Consider the following 15,223-nt stretch of genomic DNA (forward strand, 5'->3'; position numbering starts at 1 on the left):
CTGTATGCATAACCAGTGTTTGATTCAGTGCGTGAAATGCCCAATCCCCTTGAAAACCCGCTGTATTACCTGCACAACTTCCGCCAGGTGCTCGACTGGCTGGGGCAGCGTTATGCCGATTTACTGGCCCCGGAAGAAGCGCATTTCATTCAGCAATTTGACAGCTTGCCCCAGGCGTCCCAGGCCTTGCTGGTACGTATGGTGATGCGCAAGGGCATGCATTTTCGCGCTGGCAAACTCAACTATGCCGAGATCGGTGCAGCACAGGAGGCGGTCGTGCCTTTGCTGGAACAGGGTTGGGTGACGGATCAGTGCCTGCTGTCGTTCGACGAGCTGTTCGGCCTGTTGCAGAAAGCCGAAATCCTCGCGACGTTCAAACCCTGGATCGAGCAACCCAAGGCGAAAAAGGCTGACTGGCTCGAGGAACTATCCGCGCAGTTCTGCGAAGCGCGCTGCTTTCAGGCGTGGTGTCCGGACCTGGCCGATCAGCTCTACAGCCTGACCGTGATGGACCTGTGCGACCGTTTGCGGCTGATGTTCTTCGGCAATCTCTATCAGGACTGGTCGGAGTTTGTGCTGGCGGACCTGGGGATTTTCACTTACGAGAAAGTCGAGTTCTGCGCCGAGTCCCGCGGTCTGCGCAGCCGTGACGATGTGCATGGCTTCCTGTTCCTGCACCAGTGCCAGCAAGCCTTTGAGGCGGGCGAGCCGCTGGAGGTGGTGCTGGAAAATATCGCCACCTTGCACACCGACAACCCCTGGCTGGAAAAGCGTCGGGCCAAGCTGTTGTTTCAAGTGGGCCAATACTGTGAGCGCAGCGCCGAGCTGGCCCTGGCCGAGGCGATCTACCGGGGCTGCACCTATCCCGGCGCCCGGGCGCGGCTGATCCGGGTGCTGGAGCGCCAGGAAGACTTCGCCCAGGCGATGCGCCTGGCCCGTGAGGCGCAGTTGGCACCGGAAAGCGCCGCCGAGCAGCAGCATCTGTTGCGGGTCATACCCAGGCTGGGGCGCAAACTGGGTGAACCGGCGGTGCCCAGGGTAAAACCCCGCGAGATCGTGCGCCTGGACCTTGAACTGCCTGCCCCCGAGCCGCTGATGTCGGTGGAGTATTGCGTGCAGGCGCACCTGAGCGACCACGGTGCGCCGGTGCATTACGTCGAGAACAGTTTGATCAATTCGTTATTTGGCCTGCTGTGCTGGCCGGCGATTTTCGCGCCATTGCCGGGGTCGTTTTTCCACCCGTTCCAGCGCGGGCCGGTGGACCTGCACAGTGAGGACTTTCATCAGCGGCGGGCCGAGCTGTTTGCCGAATGCCTGGACCAACTCGGCGACGAGCGCTACAAGGCCACGATCCGCCAGCGCTACGTGGACAAATGGGGCATTCAGTCGCCCTTCGTGTTCTGGAACGTCCTCAGCGAAGAACTGCTCGACCAGGCCCTCGATTGCATGCCCGCCGTGCACCTGCGCCACTGGTTCGAGCGCCTGCTGCTGGATATCCGCGCCAATCGCGCCGGCATGCCTGACCTGATCCAGTTCTGGCCCGAAGAAAAAACCTACCGCATGATCGAAGTCAAAGGCCCCGGTGATCGCCTGCAAGACAACCAGCTGCGCTGGCTGGAATTCTGCGGCGAACACCAGATGCCCGTGACCGTGTGTTATGTGCGCTGGGCGGAGCAGGTGGCTTGAGCTACAGCGTTGCGGTGCGTGCGTTATGTGAATTCACCGCCAAGGTCGGCGACCTCGACCTGCGTTTTACGCCATCCCCCAGCGCCCAGGAAGGGATTGTCGGCCATCGCACCGTGGCTTCGCGGCGCAGTGCCCACTACCAGAACGAAGTGGCCCTTGAGGGCGAATACCTTCAGTTGAAAGTCCGGGGCAGGGCGGATGGCTACGACCCGGACCGCAACCAACTGGAAGAGGTGAAAACCTATCGCGGCGACCTGGCCAAGCAGCCGGCCAACCACCGGCAATTGCACTGGGCACAGGTGAAAGTCTACGGCTGGCTGATGTGCCAGAAGCTGGGGTTGTCGCAGATTGTGCTGGCGCTGGTGTACTTCGACATTGTCGGTGAGCACGAAACCCTGTTGAGCCAATCCTTCCAGGCCGCCGACCTGGAGCATTTCTTCAACCAGCAATGCGCCCTGTTCCTCGGCTGGGCCGAACAGGAAATGCATCAGCGTGAAGCCCGCAACGCCGCAGCGGTTGCCCTGGGTTTTCCGCATACGGCGTTTCGCCCGGGCCAGCGCTCCCTGGCGGAAACCGTCTACAAGGCCGTCAGCACCGGCCGTTGCCTGATGGCCCAGGCGCCCACCGGTATCGGCAAGACCGTGGGCACGATCTTCCCGATGCTCAAGGCCCTGGCGCCTCAGCAACTGGACAAGGTGTTCTTCCTGACCGCCAAGACCCCGGGCCGAAAACTGGCGCTGGATGCGGCGCAGGTGCTGTACGACAGCAGCCCGGGATTGCCGCTGCGGGTGCTGGAACTGGTCGCGCGGGACAAGGCCTGCGAACACCTGGACAAAGCCTGTCACGGCGATTCGTGCCCGTTGGCCAAGGGCTTTTACGACCGCCTGCCCGCCGCCCGCGAAGCCGCGTCCAGGGTACGCCTGCTGGACCAGCGCAATTTGCGGGAAGTCGCCCTGGCCCATGACGTGTGCCCTTACTACCTGAGCCAGGAAATGGCGCGCTGGACCGACGTGGTGGTCGCCGACTACAACTACTACTTCGACTTCGGCGCCATGTTGTTCGGCCTGGCCCAGCTCAACCAGTGGCGGGTCGCGGTGCTGGTGGACGAGGCCCATAACCTGGTGGAGCGCGGCCGCTCGATGTACAGCGCCGCCCTCGATCAGTACAGCCTCAAGATCTTGCGCGACAGCGCTGCGCAACCGCTGAAGAAATCCTTGCAGCGCCTGAACCGTGAATGGAACGCCCTGCACAAGGAGCAAGTTGCGCCGTATCAGGCTTACGCCCGCAAGCCCGACAAACTGCTGCAAGCCCTGAGCCTGTGCACCAGCGCCATGGGCGAATATTTCAACGACCATCCCGAAGCCCTGAATGGCGACTTGCAAGCCTTCTACTTCGAGGCGTTGCAATTTGCCAAGGTCGCCGAGCTGTTCAACGAACACTTCGTCTTCGACATCAGCAAGCGCGAACTCAGTGGCAAACGCAGCTCATCGACCCTGTGCCTGCGCAACGTGGTGCCCGCCGACTTCATCCGCCCCCGCTTGACGGCGGCCCGCAGCAGCGTGCTGTTTTCCGCGACCCTGAGCCCGCGCCATTACTACGCAGACCTGCTGGGAATGCCGCCCGACACCGCCTGGGTCGACGTGGAATCACCGTTCAAGGCCGAACAGCTGCAGGTGCATATCGTCGATCGGATCTCCACCCGGTTCGTCCACCGCCAGGCGTCCCTGGAACCCATCGTCGAGCTGATCGCCACCCAGTTTGCCCAGGCGCCGGGCAACTACCTGGCGTTCTTCAGCAGCTTCGATTATTTGCAGCAAGTGGCGCAACTGCTCGCCGAGCGGCACCCGCGCATCCCGTTGTGGCACCAGTCACGGGGCATGGCCGAGGCCGAGCGCCAGGGGTTTCTCGACCAGTTCACCCAGCACAGCCAGGGCATCGGTTTTGCGGTACTGGGCGGGGCTTTCGGCGAAGGCATCGACCTGCCGGGCACCCGGCTGATCGGCGCATTCATCGCCACCCTGGGCCTGGCCCAACTGAACCCGGTGAATGAGCAGCTCAAACTGCGGATGGGCGCGATTTTTGGTGCCGGTTACGACTACACCTATCTGTACCCGGGTATCCAGAAGGTGGTGCAGGCCGCGGGCCGGGTGATTCGCAGCCAGCAGGACCGCGGCGTGGTGATGCTGATCGATGACCGTTTTGGTGAAGCCCGGGTACGGCAGTTGTTGCCGCGCTGGTGGTCGATCACTGCGGCGGATACACCGCATCCCGCAACTGGTGGGTGAACAGGCCGGACATGCCTTCGTAAGCCATATTGGTCAGTGCAACCACCGTGAGCTTTTGCAGCGGGTCGACAAACCAGCTGTGACCGTAGGCGCCGCCCCATTCAAAGGTGCCCCGCGATTGCGGTGTGCCCGTCAGCGCAGGGTCATCCAGCACCGCCCAGCCATAACCGAACCCCCAGCCAGGGTCCTGGGTTGGAGGGTGGGTGCCCACCGAATCGGTGACCATCAACCGCACGCTGTGCGCCGACAGGATCGGTGCGCCGCCCCGGCGAATGGTTTCCAGGAACCGCGCAATATCACCTGCCGTCCCGGCCATGCCGGCACCGCCGGAAGGGTAGGCCTTAGGATCGAGAATCCGCCGTACATCAAACAGTGCGGTGCTGTCGCCCGAGGTGATGGTGGCCTTGTCGACCATCCGTATTGGTTGTGGTGAACCATCCTGATAGGTGGCGGACAGGCGTTTGAGATCCGTCACGGCAAACCCGGTATCGCGCAACCCAAGCGGTTCGGTCACCGATTCGCGGACCAATGCTGGCAAGCTCTGGCCGGACGCCTTTTCCAGCACCGCACCCAGCACATCGGTGGCCATCGAATACCGCCAGCCTTTGCCCGGCGGGTAACTCAGGGGCACGCTGGCGATGCGTTTCAGATTCTCGGCAAAGCCGATCTCCGGCTCGCCCAAACCATCGGAAACCCCGGCAGTGCGGTACGGGCCGTGCGGGCTTTCCAGGAATCCGTAGCTGAGGCCGGCGGTATGGTTGAGCAACTGGCTGACGGTAATCACCGGGATGGTGCCATCGGCCAGCTTGGGCTTGAAGTCGGGCAGCCAGCGGCTGACCGGATCGTCAAGGCGCAAACGGCCTTGGTCCACCAGGTGCATCGCGGCGGCCGAGACCAATGGTTTGGTGACCGATGCCAGGCGAAAGATCGTGTCTTCGGTCATCGGGCGCCCGGCTTCGCGGTCCGCCAAGCCGGCAGCACGGTGGTAAACCAGCCGACCGTCCCGCAGCACCAGCACCACTGCGCCCACCAGGCGTTTGTCGGCAATGGCACTGTCGACCACCGCATCCACGCGCTTGGCGAGCAGCGGGTCCGGGCTGTCGGCGCAGGCGAGGGTGGCGCAAAGGGCGGCGGCAAGGGGCACAAGGTGTCGGGCAGGCGGCTGCATGGGTCAGGCTCACTCTTTGGCAGTGCAGGGCTGCCAAATATGAACACTAGAGCCCTGGACTACAACGTGATGTTACAGCCGCTGTCGATTGGGGTTTGTTTTTCAGTCATGAAAGATCTCCTTATGGGAAGCCTAGGTTCCCCGCTGGAGCCCGGACGCGGAATGCCCTAGAGTCCGTGTTTCTGTCGCGATCGTCCGGAGCTTTTATGGATACCCTTTCCGATGTGCTGGCACTGCTAAAAAGCCATCGCTCGACCTTCGCCGGCCTGAAGGCTGGCGGCACCTGGGCCATCAATTTCGCGGCGCCGGACGGCATCAAGTTCAACGCGGTGGTGGAGGGCAGTTGCTGGCTGGAGGTGGAAGGGCTCGCGGTGCCGATGCGCTTGTATGAGGGTGATTGTTTCCTGTTGACCCAGGCGCGCCCGTGGCGGCTGTCCAGCAATTTGTCCCATGAAGGTGTTGATGCACGCGAGGTGTATGCCGATGCGGTAGGCGGCATCGCTACGGTGGGTGACACAGTGGATCTGTTTTTGATTGCCGGGCGTTTTATCTACGGGGATGACGCCCGACTGTTGCTGGACAGCCTGCCGCCGGTGCTGCGGGTGAGCGCCAACTCCGAACAGGCCGCCGTATTGCGCTGGTGCCTGGACCGCCTGGCCCGAGAATACGCCAGCCCGTTGCAAGGCGCGGCATTGATGACCGAGCATTTGGCGCAAATGATGCTGGTGCAAATCCTGCGGCTCTATCAATCTTCCATGGGCGCCAGTACTACCGGCTGGTTGGCGGCGCTTAACGATCCGAGGCTGGCCCCGGTATTGCGGGAAATTCACGCCGCGCCGGCCCGCCGATGGACATTGAGTGAAATGGCCGATGTGGCGAGTCAATCCCGCTCCACCTTTGCCTTGCACTTCAAGCAACGGGTGGGGTTGGCACCGCAGGAGTACCTGACCCGTTGGCGCATGCACCTGGCAGTGCAGGCGTTGAAAGCCAGCGACAACAGCGTGTCCACGATCGGCCAGGGCCTGGGCTATCAGTCAGACAGCGCCTTCAGCAATGCTTTCAAGCGCGTGATGGCCTGTTCTCCCCGGGAATACCGCGAGCGTACCCCACACAAGGAACCCCGTGATGAGCGATATCCAGCAGCAGAAGGTCAAGGTCAACGGCATTGAACTGAACGTGCACATCGCCGGGCCCGAGAGCGGCCCGCCGGTGTGGTTGCTGCATGGGTTTCCCGAGTGCTGGCACTCCTGGCGCGAGCAGATTCCGGCGCTGGTGGCCCAGGGTTATCGGGTGTTTGTCCCGGAAATGCGCGGCTATGGACAATCCAGCGCGCCGCCGGAAGTGGCCGACTATGATCTGCTGACGCTGTGCGCCGATATCCAGGGCGCCATGGACCTGTTCGGGCATCGCCAGGTCGTCATGGTCGGGCATGACTGGGGCGCCGTGGTGGCCTGGCACCTGGCGTTGCTGGAGCCTGAGCGCGTCACCCGGGTGGTGACGATGTCGGTGCCTTTTGCCGGGCGCTCCCGCAGGCCGGTGATCGAAATCATGCGTGAGCTGTATGCCGATCGCTTCAATTACATCCTGTACTTCCAGACGCCGGGTGTGGCCGAAAAGGAACTGGATGCCGATATTGAGCGGACCTTGCGCTTGTTCATGCAGGACCAGGATGTGTTCCTGCAGAAGAAACCCGCCAGCGCCACCTTGCTGGAAGGTGTTTCACTGCCGGGCAAGCTCCCGGCGTGGTGTCGCCAGCAGGACCTCGACGTGTATGTACAGACCTTCGCCGGCGACGGCTTCCGCGGCCCGCTGAACTGGTACCGCAACTTCGAGCGCAACTGGCAACGCACCGAGTTTCTCGCCGGCAAGCAGGTGCTGCAACCGACGCTGTTCCTGATTGGCGACCGCGACCCGGTGGGCGTGTTCGAAGCCCACACCCTCAAGCGCATGCCCGAATCCGTGCCGAATCTGCAACAAGCCGTCCTGGCCAACTGCGGCCACTGGATTCAGAACGAGCAGGGGGCCAAGGTCAACGAACTGCTGGTCGGGTTTCTAGGCCGAACGTGAAGGTCGCGCCGCGCCCAGCTACATCAATCAGGCGGATTTCCTGGCCGTGCAATTGCAAAATCCGGTGCACGATGCGCAAGCCCAGCCCGCCATCACGACGGGCGCCGCCAATGGTGAACGCGCGCAGGAACAGGCCTTCGCGCAAATCCGCCGCGATCCCCGGGCCGCTGTCGCTGACGGTCACTTCAACAAGACCGGCCCTGGGCGCCAGTGTCACTTCAACGTTGCCATTGAGCGGCGTGTGGCGCAGGGCGTTATCCAACAGGTTGGTGAGCACCCGTTCGATCAGGCCCAGGTCCGCCAATACGGTCGGTACCACCGGCGGCAGGCTGGCGGTGAGGGTGATGCTGCGGGCTTCGGCCGTGAGTTCGAATTTCTGGAAGATGTCCTGCACCAGGTCGGGCAACGAGAACCCTTCGATCACCGGCTGCACAAAACCGTGCTCCAGGCGTACCAGTTCCAGCAGTGACTGGGCCAGGCCGCCCACCTTGCGGCTTTGGTCCAGGGCGATGCCCAGGTAGCGCCGGCGCTCCTGTGGGGTCAGGCTGGCGTCTTTCAGGGACAGGGTTTCCAGGTAGCCATGCAAGGAGGCCAATGGAGTACGCAGGTCATGGGAAATATTCGCGACCATCTCCCGGCGTTCCTGTTCCTGATGGGTGATAGCGCGCCATTGTTCTCCCAGGCGGTTCTCCATCTGTACAAAGGCGTGGTCGAGCACGGCGATTTCATCCTGGCTGGCAACCTCGGGGGCCACAGCCTGTGGGACTTTCGGTGCGCCGTTGATATCGAACTGGCCGACCTTTTCGGTCAACTGCCGCAGCGGTCGGGTGATCCAGGCAAATGCGGTCAAGCCCGCCAACAGGCACAGCAATGCCACCAGGGCGATGGACCACAGGGCGATGTTCAAGGCCATGCCGGTGGCGTCCCGTGCGTCGAACACATCATGGGCTTCGCCCAGCAGCACCACATACAAGTAGCCGGCCTGCTGGCCGTTGACCCGCAGCGGCGCGGCGCTGAACACCTTGAGGCCGTCGACGCTGCGCGGGTCGTCGCCGAGGATCGGCAGCATCGCGCCGCTGAGGAAACGGCGCACCGGTTCCAGGTTGACCTGGTCCCGGCGCAGGTGGCCGCTGGGGGCGGCATTGCCGACCACGCGGCCGTTGATGTCCAGCAGGTACACCTCGACACTCGGGTTCACCAGCATCAACTGGCTGAACAGGTTGCGCACCGCGTCCGGCTTGAGCCCATCGGCGTCCATCAGTTGGGTATCACGGGCGATGTGTGCGGCCAGGTCGCGGGACAGGCCTTGCACCACTTCCAGTTCATGCATGTGGTTGGAGCGCACTTGCAGCCACGCCGAGGTGCCGCTGCAAATCAGCAGCAGCAGGGCGAACACCAGGGACAGGCGTTGGGTAAGGGTCAGCCTCATGCCGACTGCTCGGCAAATTTGTAGCCACGGCCCCACACCGTGAGGATGCGCGCCGGGTTGGCCGGGTCGGCCTCGACCTTGGCCCGCAGGCGGTTGATGTGGGTGTTGACCGTGTGTTCATAGCCTTCGTGGCTGTAGCCCCACACGGCGTTGAGCAGGTCCATGCGCGAAAACACCTTGCCCGGCTGACGGGCGAAAAAATACAGCAGGTCGAACTCCCGGGGCGTGAGGTCCAGCCGCTGGCCTTGCAGGGTGGCGTCACGGGTCAGCGGGTTGATGAACAACTGGCCGAGGTCGAGGCTGCCGGCGTCCATCTTCAGGTTGCGCGCCATGGCGTCGACCCGGCGCAACAGTGCCTTGACCCGCGCCACCAGCTCCGGCATGGAAAACGGCTTGGCCAGATAATCATCGGCCCCCAGCTCCAGGCCCAGGATGCGATGCAGCTCGCTGGAACGGGCACTGGTGATAATGATCGGCGTGTAGCGCGTCATGGCCCGGGCGCGCCGGCAGATTTCCAGGCCGTCGACGCCGGGCAACATCAGGTCGAGGATCAGCGCATCCCAGCCGCCTTGTTCCAGCAGGCGCAGGCCCTCATCGCCATCGGCACTGTGGACCACCTCGAACTGCTCGTCCCGCAAGTGCAGGCAGATCAAATCGGCAATATGGGCATCGTCCTCGACCACCAGGACACGTTTGGGCTGATCCATTGATAAAAACCTGTCTTCTTGATTCGCGCATTGTGCGGCTTTTGCAACAGTGTAGTTATCACGAATTGTTTAACTCTGCGTGAGGATTCCGCGACCACAGCAGGCCTAACCTTCACCCTCGCAATGGCAAAAATACACAACCCAATCATTGTGGCGAGGGAGCTTGCTCCCGCTGGAGTGCGTAGCGCTCCCGGTTTTTTGGGGCCGCTACGCGCCCCAGCGGGAGCAAGCTCCCTCGCCACAGTTCCAGCCACAGGGTCATTTGCCGGCCATATAGAGTTGGAGCTTAGGAGAAACTCATGTATTCACGTCGACAGATCCTGCTCGCCGGCGGCGGCCTCGGCCTTGCAGTCATCGCCGGCGGCCTGCTGCAAAAAATCAACGGCGGTCCCGCCCTGATCGCCGAAGCCGAAGCCGCCGAAAACTTCGAAGTCAGCCACACCGACGCCGAATGGCGCACCCTGCTGACCGCCGAGCAATACGCGATCCTGCGGGAGGAGGGCACCGAACGCCCCTACAGCAGCGCCCTCAATGACGAACACCGCAACGGCACCTTCGCCTGCGCCGGTTGCGCACTGCCCCTGTATTCCTCAGCCACCAAATTCGACAGCCACACCGGTTGGCCAAGTTTCTGGCAACCCCTGGAAAACGCCGTGGCCAGCCACGTCGACACCTCCTTCGGCGTGGTACGCAAGGAAATCCACTGCCGCCGCTGTGGCGGCCATCAGGGCCACGTGTTCGACGACGGCCCAGCCCCCACCGGCCTGCGCTACTGCATGAACGGCGCAGCCATGACGTTCACCGCGGCTTAATTCAATGTCTTCCTATAAGGGTCTACCCCATGTGGCTTTTGGTTCTCGCATATCTGGGCGGCGTGCTGACGATTGTCAGCCCGTGCATCCTGCCGGTTCTGCCTTTTGTCTTCGCTCGCACCGGCCAGCCGTTTTTGCGCAGTGGCTTGCCGCTGTTGCTGGGGATGGCGATGACCTTCGCCCTGGTCGCTTCACTCGCGGCGGTGGGCGGCGGTTGGGTGGTGCAAGTCAATCAGTACGGTCGCTGGCTCGCGTTGCTGTTTGTTGCGCTATTCGGGCTGACGCTGCTGCTGCCCAGCCTGTCCGAGCGCCTGACCCGGCCACTGGTGGCCGCAGGCAGTCGCCTGTCGGAAGCCGCCGGGGCCGATTCGCGGCCGCGTCCAGGCGCCTCGTTCCTGATCGGCGTGGCCACCGGGCTGCTGTGGGCGCCGTGCGCGGGGCCGATCCTGGGGCTGGTGCTGACGGGCGCCGCGCTGCAGGGCGCCAGTATCGGCACTACCTTGCTCTTGCTGGCCTACGCGGCAGGCGCTGCCACCTCCCTGGCCCTGGCGTTGCTGGTCGGCGGTAAAGTCTTCGGTTTCATGAAGCGCTCCCTGGGCGCCGGTGAATGGCTGCGTCGCGGCTTGGGTGCGTTGATGCTGGCCGGTGTGGCGGCGATCGCCCTGGGCCTGGACACCGGGATCCTGGCGCGCCTGTCGACGGCGTCCACCGGTGGCCTGGAACAAAGCCTGGTGGAGAAACTCAGCGCCAAGCCCGAACAGAAGAGCGGGGCGATGATGGCCGGTGGCGCGATGATGATGTCTGCCAACCATAGCGACGCGCTACCGGTGGAAGGCCAGTTGCCGCCGCTGGACGGCGCCGTGCAATGGCTGAACTCCGAGCCCCTGACCGCCGAGGCATTGAAAGGCAAGGTAGTGCTGGTGGATTTCTGGACCTACTCCTGCATCAACTGCCTGCGCACCTTGCCGTACGTCAAGGCCTGGGCCGAGAAGTACCGCGATCAAGGCCTCGTAGTGATCGGTGTGCACGCCCCGGAATTCGCCTTCGAGCGTGACGTGAACAACGTCACCAAGGCCATGAAGGACCTGGGCATCACCTACCCGGTGGCCATCGACAACAACTACAAGATCTGGCGCGCCTTCAACAACCAGTACTGGCCGGCGCATTACTTTGCCGACGCCAAGGGCCAGATCCGCTACCACCATTTTGGCGAGGGTGACTACGCCGAGTCCGAACGGGTTATCCAGCAGCTGCTGCGTGAAGCCGGCGCGACCAAGGTGGCGGGAGGCTTGATCGAAGCAGACGCCAAAGGCATCCAGGCCGCACCGGACATGAACGAAGTGCAATCGCCGGAAACCTACCTGGGCTTCCAGCGCGCCGAGAACTTCGTGTCCACCGGCACCCTGGGTACCGACAAGGTCGTGAATTACCCGGCGGCCGGCAACCTGGCCCTGAATGACTGGACCCTGGAAGGCCAATGGAACGTGGGCGGCCAGCAAGCCACCCTCGCGGCGGCCAACGGCAAGATCGTCTACCGCTTCCACGCCCGAGACCTGCACCTGGTGCTGGGCCCTGGCGCCGATGGCAAGCCGGTGCGCTTCAAAGTCACCGTCGACGGCCAGGCGCCGGGGGATGCCCACGGCACCGACGTCGCCCCGGATGGCAGCGGCACCGTGACCGAACAACGCTTGTACCAGTTGGTGCGCCAGCCGGGCGCCGTCAAGGACCGGACATTCACCATCGAATTTATTGACCCGCAAGTGGCGGCCTACGCCTTCACCTTCGGCTAAGCCAACAGAGAAATCCTGGAGTGGAAACCCGATCAATGTGGGAGCTGGCTTGCCTGCGATAGCGGTGTTGAATTCACCGCCGCCATCGCAGGCAAGCCAGCTCCTACAGTTGACCGGGTTTGATCAGCCTTTTTTGGAGTGAACCTTATGAAGCTATTTAAATATTTACCAGCGCTGGCATTCGCCGCCTTCGTTGGCCACAGCTCGGCCTTCTCCTTCGGCCCATCCGACGACGCCGTAGCCATCGCGCCCCCGGCCATGGACCTGCCGGCAGACGGCAGCAACCTGCAAACCGCCGTGTTTGCCGGCGGCTGCTTCTGGGGCGTGCAGGGCGTGTTCCAACACGTACAGGGCGTGAAAAACGCCGTCTCCGGCTATGACGGCGGCGCGGCCGGCACCGCCCAGTACGAAAGCGTCAGCGGCGGCGATACCGGCCATGCCGAGTCCGTCTCCGTGACCTACGACCCGAGCAAGATCAGCTACGGCAAACTGCTGCAGATCTACTTCTCAGTGGCCCACAACCCCACGGAACTCAACCGCCAGGGCCCGGACAGCGGCACCCAGTACCGCTCGGCGATCTTTGCCCAGAATGCCGAACAGCAAAAAGTCGCCCAGGCCTACATCGCCCAGCTCGACGCGGCCAAATCCTTCGACAAGCCGATCGTGACCAGGATCGAGATGGGCAAAGCCTTCTACCCGGCCGAGTCGTACCACCAGGACTTCCTGACGGAAAACCCGTCCTACCCGTACATCGTGATCAACGACCTGCCCAAGGTGGAACAGCTGAAAAAACTGTTCCCCGACCAATACCGCGCCGAGCCCGTACTGGTGAAAAACCAATAACCCAACCCCAGCACATTTCAAAGGTGGGAGCTGGCTTGCCTGCTCCCACATGGGTTCTGCACCGGTGTTCAGACCACCTCCAGATACGAACTATGAATCGCCCGCGCCAACTCCCGCACGGTGTCGATAAACTCCGTCAACCGGCTATGCAGCCCATCCTCCAGAATCTCATCAATCCCGGTATACCTCAGCCGCGCCTCAAATTCGGCAGCCAAACGCTGCGCCGTACGCCCATAACTCCCGGGCAAGTCCGCCAGGATATGGCTCAATTCCTCAATACACGCATGCAACGACCGCGGCACATCACTGCGCAACAGCAAAAGCTCCGACACCGACCGTGCATTCAGCGCATTCGGATACAGCTCCGTGTACGCCTCAAACGACGACAGGGCCCGCAACAACGCGCTCCACTGGTAATACCCACGCGCCGAAAGATCACTGACCTCTTCGGACTCTTCCCCAAACATCTCATACCGCGCGTCCAGCAGCCTCAAGGTGTTATCCGCCCGCTCGACAAACGTGCCCAGGCGAATAAACCGATACGCGTCATTGCGCATGATCGTCCCGGACGTCGCCCCGCGAAACAGGTGCGAACGCTGCTTCACCCAGTCACAAAAGTGGCTGATGCCATGGCGCGCCAGCCCACCGGCCGCAATGCTGCGCATCTCCAGCCAGGTGGCGTTGAGGTTTTCCCACATATCGGCGGTGATCCGGCCGCGCACCGCGTGGGCGTTGCCCCGGGCGGCCCGCAGGCAGTTGTAGATACTCGCGGGGTTTTCCTCATCCAGGGCGAAGAAGTGCAACATGCGCTCGGCGTCCAGTTGCTGATGACGTTCGAGGTAACTGTCCAGGGTGCCGCTGCTGAGCAACGACATGGCCAACTCATCCAGCCCGTCACTGCGCCCGGCCTGGGGCATCAATGACAGCGAATAACTCACTTCCAGCATGCGCGCCAGGTTCTCGGCACGCTCCAGGTAACGGGACATCCAATACAGATCTGCGGCGGTTCTACTCAGCATACTCAGCCCTCCACCACCCAGGTGTCCTTGGTTCCGCCGCCTTGCGACGAGTTGACGATCAATGAGCCTTCACGCAGTGCCACGCGGGTGAGGCCGCCGGGTACCAGGCGGGTTTCCTTGCCCGACAGCACGAACGGCCGCAGGTCGATATGCCGTGGCGCGATGCCGTTTTCGACAAAGGTCGGGCAGGTGGACAGGCTCAAGGTCGGTTGGGCGATGTAGGCGTGGGGGCGGGCCTTGATACGTTGACGGAAGTCTTCGATCTCGGCAGCGGTGGAGGCGGGGCCTACCAGCATGCCATAGCCGCCGGAGCCCTGGGTTTCCTTGACCACCAGTTCCGGCAGGTGCGCGAGGACGTGGGACAGCTCATCCGGCTTGCGACACTGGAAGGTCGGCACGTTTTGCAGCACCGGCTCTTCATCCAGGTAGAACCGGATCATTTCCGGCACATACGGGTAGATCGACTTGTCGTCCGCCACGCCGGTACCGATGGCATTCGCCAGCACCACATTGCCTGCGCAGTAGGCCGCGACCAGGCCGGGCACGCCGAGCATCGAGTCGGGGTTGAAGGCTTGCGGGTCGAGGAACGCGTCGTCGATTCGGCGGTAGATCACATCCACGGCCTTGGGGCCGTCGGTGGTGCGCATGAACACCTTGAGGTCGTGCACGAACAGGTCGGCGCCTTCCACCAGCTCCACGCCCATTTCCCGGGCCAGGAATGCATGCTCGAAGAACGCGCTGTTGAAGCGCCCCGGCGTCAGCACCACCACATTCGGGTTGTCCAGGCGGCTGGAGCTTTTCAGGGTCTTGAGCAGCAGGTTGGGGTAGTGGTCCACCGGGGCGATGCGCTGCTTGGCGAAGACCTCGGGGAACAACCGCATCATCATCTTGCGGTCTTCGAGCATGTAGCTCACGCCGCTGGGGGTGCGCAGGTTGTCTTCGAGCACGTAGTAGGTGCCGTCGCCGTCGCGTACAAGGTCGACCCCGGAGATGTGCGAGTAGATATCGCGGTGCAGGTCCAGCCCGACCATCGCCTTCTGGTAACCCTCGTTGCCCAGCACCTGGTCGGCGGGGATGATCCCGGCCTTGATGATGCGCTGGTCGTGGTAGATGTCGGCAAGGAACATGTTCAGTGCGTTCACCCGCTGGATACAGCCGCGCTCGATGACGCTCCACTCACTGGCGGGAATGCTGCGGGGGATGATGTCGAAGGGGATCAGGCGCTCGGTGTCTTGCTCGTCGCCATACAGGGTGAAAGTGATCCCGGCGCGGTGAAACAGCAGGTCGGCTTCACGGCGGCGCTGGGCCAGCAGTTCTGGCGGCGTATTGGCCAGCCAGCGGGAGAATTCCTGATAGTGCGCACGGCAAACGCCTTGTGCGTCATTCATTTCATCAAAGAAAGATCGAGCCATTCCAA

The 15,223-nt window shown here is 62.9% G+C and carries 12 protein-coding genes; 7 read left to right on the plus strand and 5 right to left on the minus strand.

Annotated features, from left to right (window positions below; all coding sequences use genetic code 11):
• Positions 1-36 precede the first annotated feature (36 nt).
• A complete protein-coding gene (locus V3W39_RS21370; protein ID WP_330213303.1) occupies positions 37-1,686 on the plus strand; it encodes a VRR-NUC domain-containing protein in 1,650 nt (549 codons plus the stop codon).
• On the plus strand, positions 1,683-3,971 hold the full coding sequence (locus V3W39_RS21375) for an ATP-dependent DNA helicase (protein ID WP_330213304.1): 2,289 nt from the start codon (positions 1,683-1,685) through the stop codon (positions 3,969-3,971). Before V3W39_RS21370 ends, V3W39_RS21375 begins: the two co-directional genes overlap by 4 nt.
• On the opposite strand, the gene V3W39_RS21380 is transcribed toward V3W39_RS21375, so the two are convergent.
• Complete coding sequence (locus V3W39_RS21380) at positions 3,931-5,139, minus strand: serine hydrolase domain-containing protein (protein ID WP_330213305.1); 1,209 nt, start codon at positions 5,137-5,139, stop codon at positions 3,931-3,933. The two genes, V3W39_RS21375 and V3W39_RS21380, sit on opposite strands and share 41 nt — an antisense overlap.
• A gap of 206 nt (positions 5,140-5,345) precedes the next feature.
• On the opposite strand from V3W39_RS21380, the gene V3W39_RS21385 reads away from it, so the two are divergent.
• Positions 5,346-6,308 (plus strand): AraC family transcriptional regulator, encoded by a 963-nt coding sequence (locus V3W39_RS21385; RefSeq protein WP_330213306.1) that lies wholly within the window; start codon positions 5,346-5,348, stop codon positions 6,306-6,308.
• Complete coding sequence (locus tag V3W39_RS21390; protein ID WP_330213307.1) at positions 6,265-7,206, plus strand: alpha/beta fold hydrolase; 942 nt, start codon at positions 6,265-6,267, stop codon at positions 7,204-7,206. The genes V3W39_RS21385 and V3W39_RS21390 overlap by 44 nt, the downstream gene beginning before the upstream one ends.
• Here V3W39_RS21390 and V3W39_RS21395 read toward each other — a convergent pair.
• On the minus strand, positions 7,169-8,635 hold the full coding sequence (locus V3W39_RS21395; RefSeq protein ID WP_330213308.1) for a sensor histidine kinase: 1,467 nt from the start codon (positions 8,633-8,635) through the stop codon (positions 7,169-7,171). The genes V3W39_RS21390 and V3W39_RS21395 overlap by 38 nt on opposite strands.
• Positions 8,632-9,342, minus strand: coding sequence for a response regulator transcription factor (locus V3W39_RS21400; protein ID WP_003217086.1), 711 nt, complete (start codon positions 9,340-9,342; stop codon positions 8,632-8,634). Before V3W39_RS21400 ends, V3W39_RS21395 begins: the two co-directional genes overlap by 4 nt.
• A gap of 299 nt (positions 9,343-9,641) precedes the next feature.
• Between V3W39_RS21400 and msrB the strand changes: the two genes are divergently transcribed.
• The 3 genes from msrB (at position 9,642) to msrA (ending at position 12,787) form a co-directional block, all read left to right on the plus strand.
• Positions 9,642-10,154 (plus strand): peptide-methionine (R)-S-oxide reductase MsrB, encoded by a 513-nt coding sequence (gene msrB, locus V3W39_RS21405; protein ID WP_330213309.1) that lies wholly within the window; start codon positions 9,642-9,644, stop codon positions 10,152-10,154.
• Positions 10,155-10,183: 29 nt separating this feature from the next.
• Entirely contained in the window at positions 10,184-11,944 is a 1,761-nt protein-coding gene (locus V3W39_RS21410; protein ID WP_330213310.1) for a cytochrome c biogenesis protein DipZ, read from the plus strand.
• A 147-nt stretch (positions 11,945-12,091) separates the two neighbouring features.
• Positions 12,092-12,787 (plus strand): peptide-methionine (S)-S-oxide reductase MsrA, encoded by a 696-nt coding sequence (gene msrA, locus V3W39_RS21415; RefSeq protein ID WP_330213311.1) that lies wholly within the window; start codon positions 12,092-12,094, stop codon positions 12,785-12,787.
• A gap of 68 nt (positions 12,788-12,855) precedes the next feature.
• Here msrA and V3W39_RS21420 read toward each other — a convergent pair whose 3' ends face one another.
• Complete coding sequence (locus V3W39_RS21420) at positions 12,856-13,806, minus strand: alpha-E domain-containing protein (protein WP_010169366.1); 951 nt, start codon at positions 13,804-13,806, stop codon at positions 12,856-12,858.
• Positions 13,807-13,808: 2 nt separating this feature from the next.
• Positions 13,809-15,218, minus strand: a complete 1,410-nt coding sequence (locus V3W39_RS21425; protein ID WP_177045192.1) for a circularly permuted type 2 ATP-grasp protein — start codon at positions 15,216-15,218, stop codon at positions 13,809-13,811.
• Positions 15,219-15,223 lie beyond the last annotated feature (5 nt).

Origin of the sequence: Pseudomonas sp. Z18(2022) (genome assembly GCF_036346535.1) — a bacterium.
Classification (GTDB): Bacteria; Pseudomonadota; Gammaproteobacteria; order Pseudomonadales; family Pseudomonadaceae; genus Aquipseudomonas; species Aquipseudomonas yamanorum_A.

Coding starts and splice junctions, on each gene's coding strand:
- V3W39_RS21380 (WP_330213305.1), bottom strand. CDS start 5,139: ATGCAGCCGCCTGCCCGACACCTTGTGCCCCTTGCCGCCGCCCTTTGC.
- V3W39_RS21400 (WP_003217086.1), bottom strand. CDS start 9,342: ATGGATCAGCCCAAACGTGTCCTGGTGGTCGAGGACGATGCCCATATT.
- V3W39_RS21410 (WP_330213310.1), top strand. CDS start 10,184: ATGTGGCTTTTGGTTCTCGCATATCTGGGCGGCGTGCTGACGATTGTC.
- V3W39_RS21390 (WP_330213307.1), top strand. CDS start 6,265: ATGAGCGATATCCAGCAGCAGAAGGTCAAGGTCAACGGCATTGAACTG.
- V3W39_RS21425 (WP_177045192.1), bottom strand. CDS start 15,218: ATGGCTCGATCTTTCTTTGATGAAATGAATGACGCACAAGGCGTTTGC.
- V3W39_RS21395 (WP_330213308.1), bottom strand. CDS start 8,635: ATGAGGCTGACCCTTACCCAACGCCTGTCCCTGGTGTTCGCCCTGCTG.
- V3W39_RS21385 (WP_330213306.1), top strand. CDS start 5,346: ATGGATACCCTTTCCGATGTGCTGGCACTGCTAAAAAGCCATCGCTCG.
- msrA (WP_330213311.1), top strand. CDS start 12,092: ATGAAGCTATTTAAATATTTACCAGCGCTGGCATTCGCCGCCTTCGTT.
- msrB (WP_330213309.1), top strand. CDS start 9,642: ATGTATTCACGTCGACAGATCCTGCTCGCCGGCGGCGGCCTCGGCCTT.
- V3W39_RS21370 (WP_330213303.1), top strand. CDS start 37: ATGCCCAATCCCCTTGAAAACCCGCTGTATTACCTGCACAACTTCCGC.
- V3W39_RS21420 (WP_010169366.1), bottom strand. CDS start 13,806: ATGCTGAGTAGAACCGCCGCAGATCTGTATTGGATGTCCCGTTACCTG.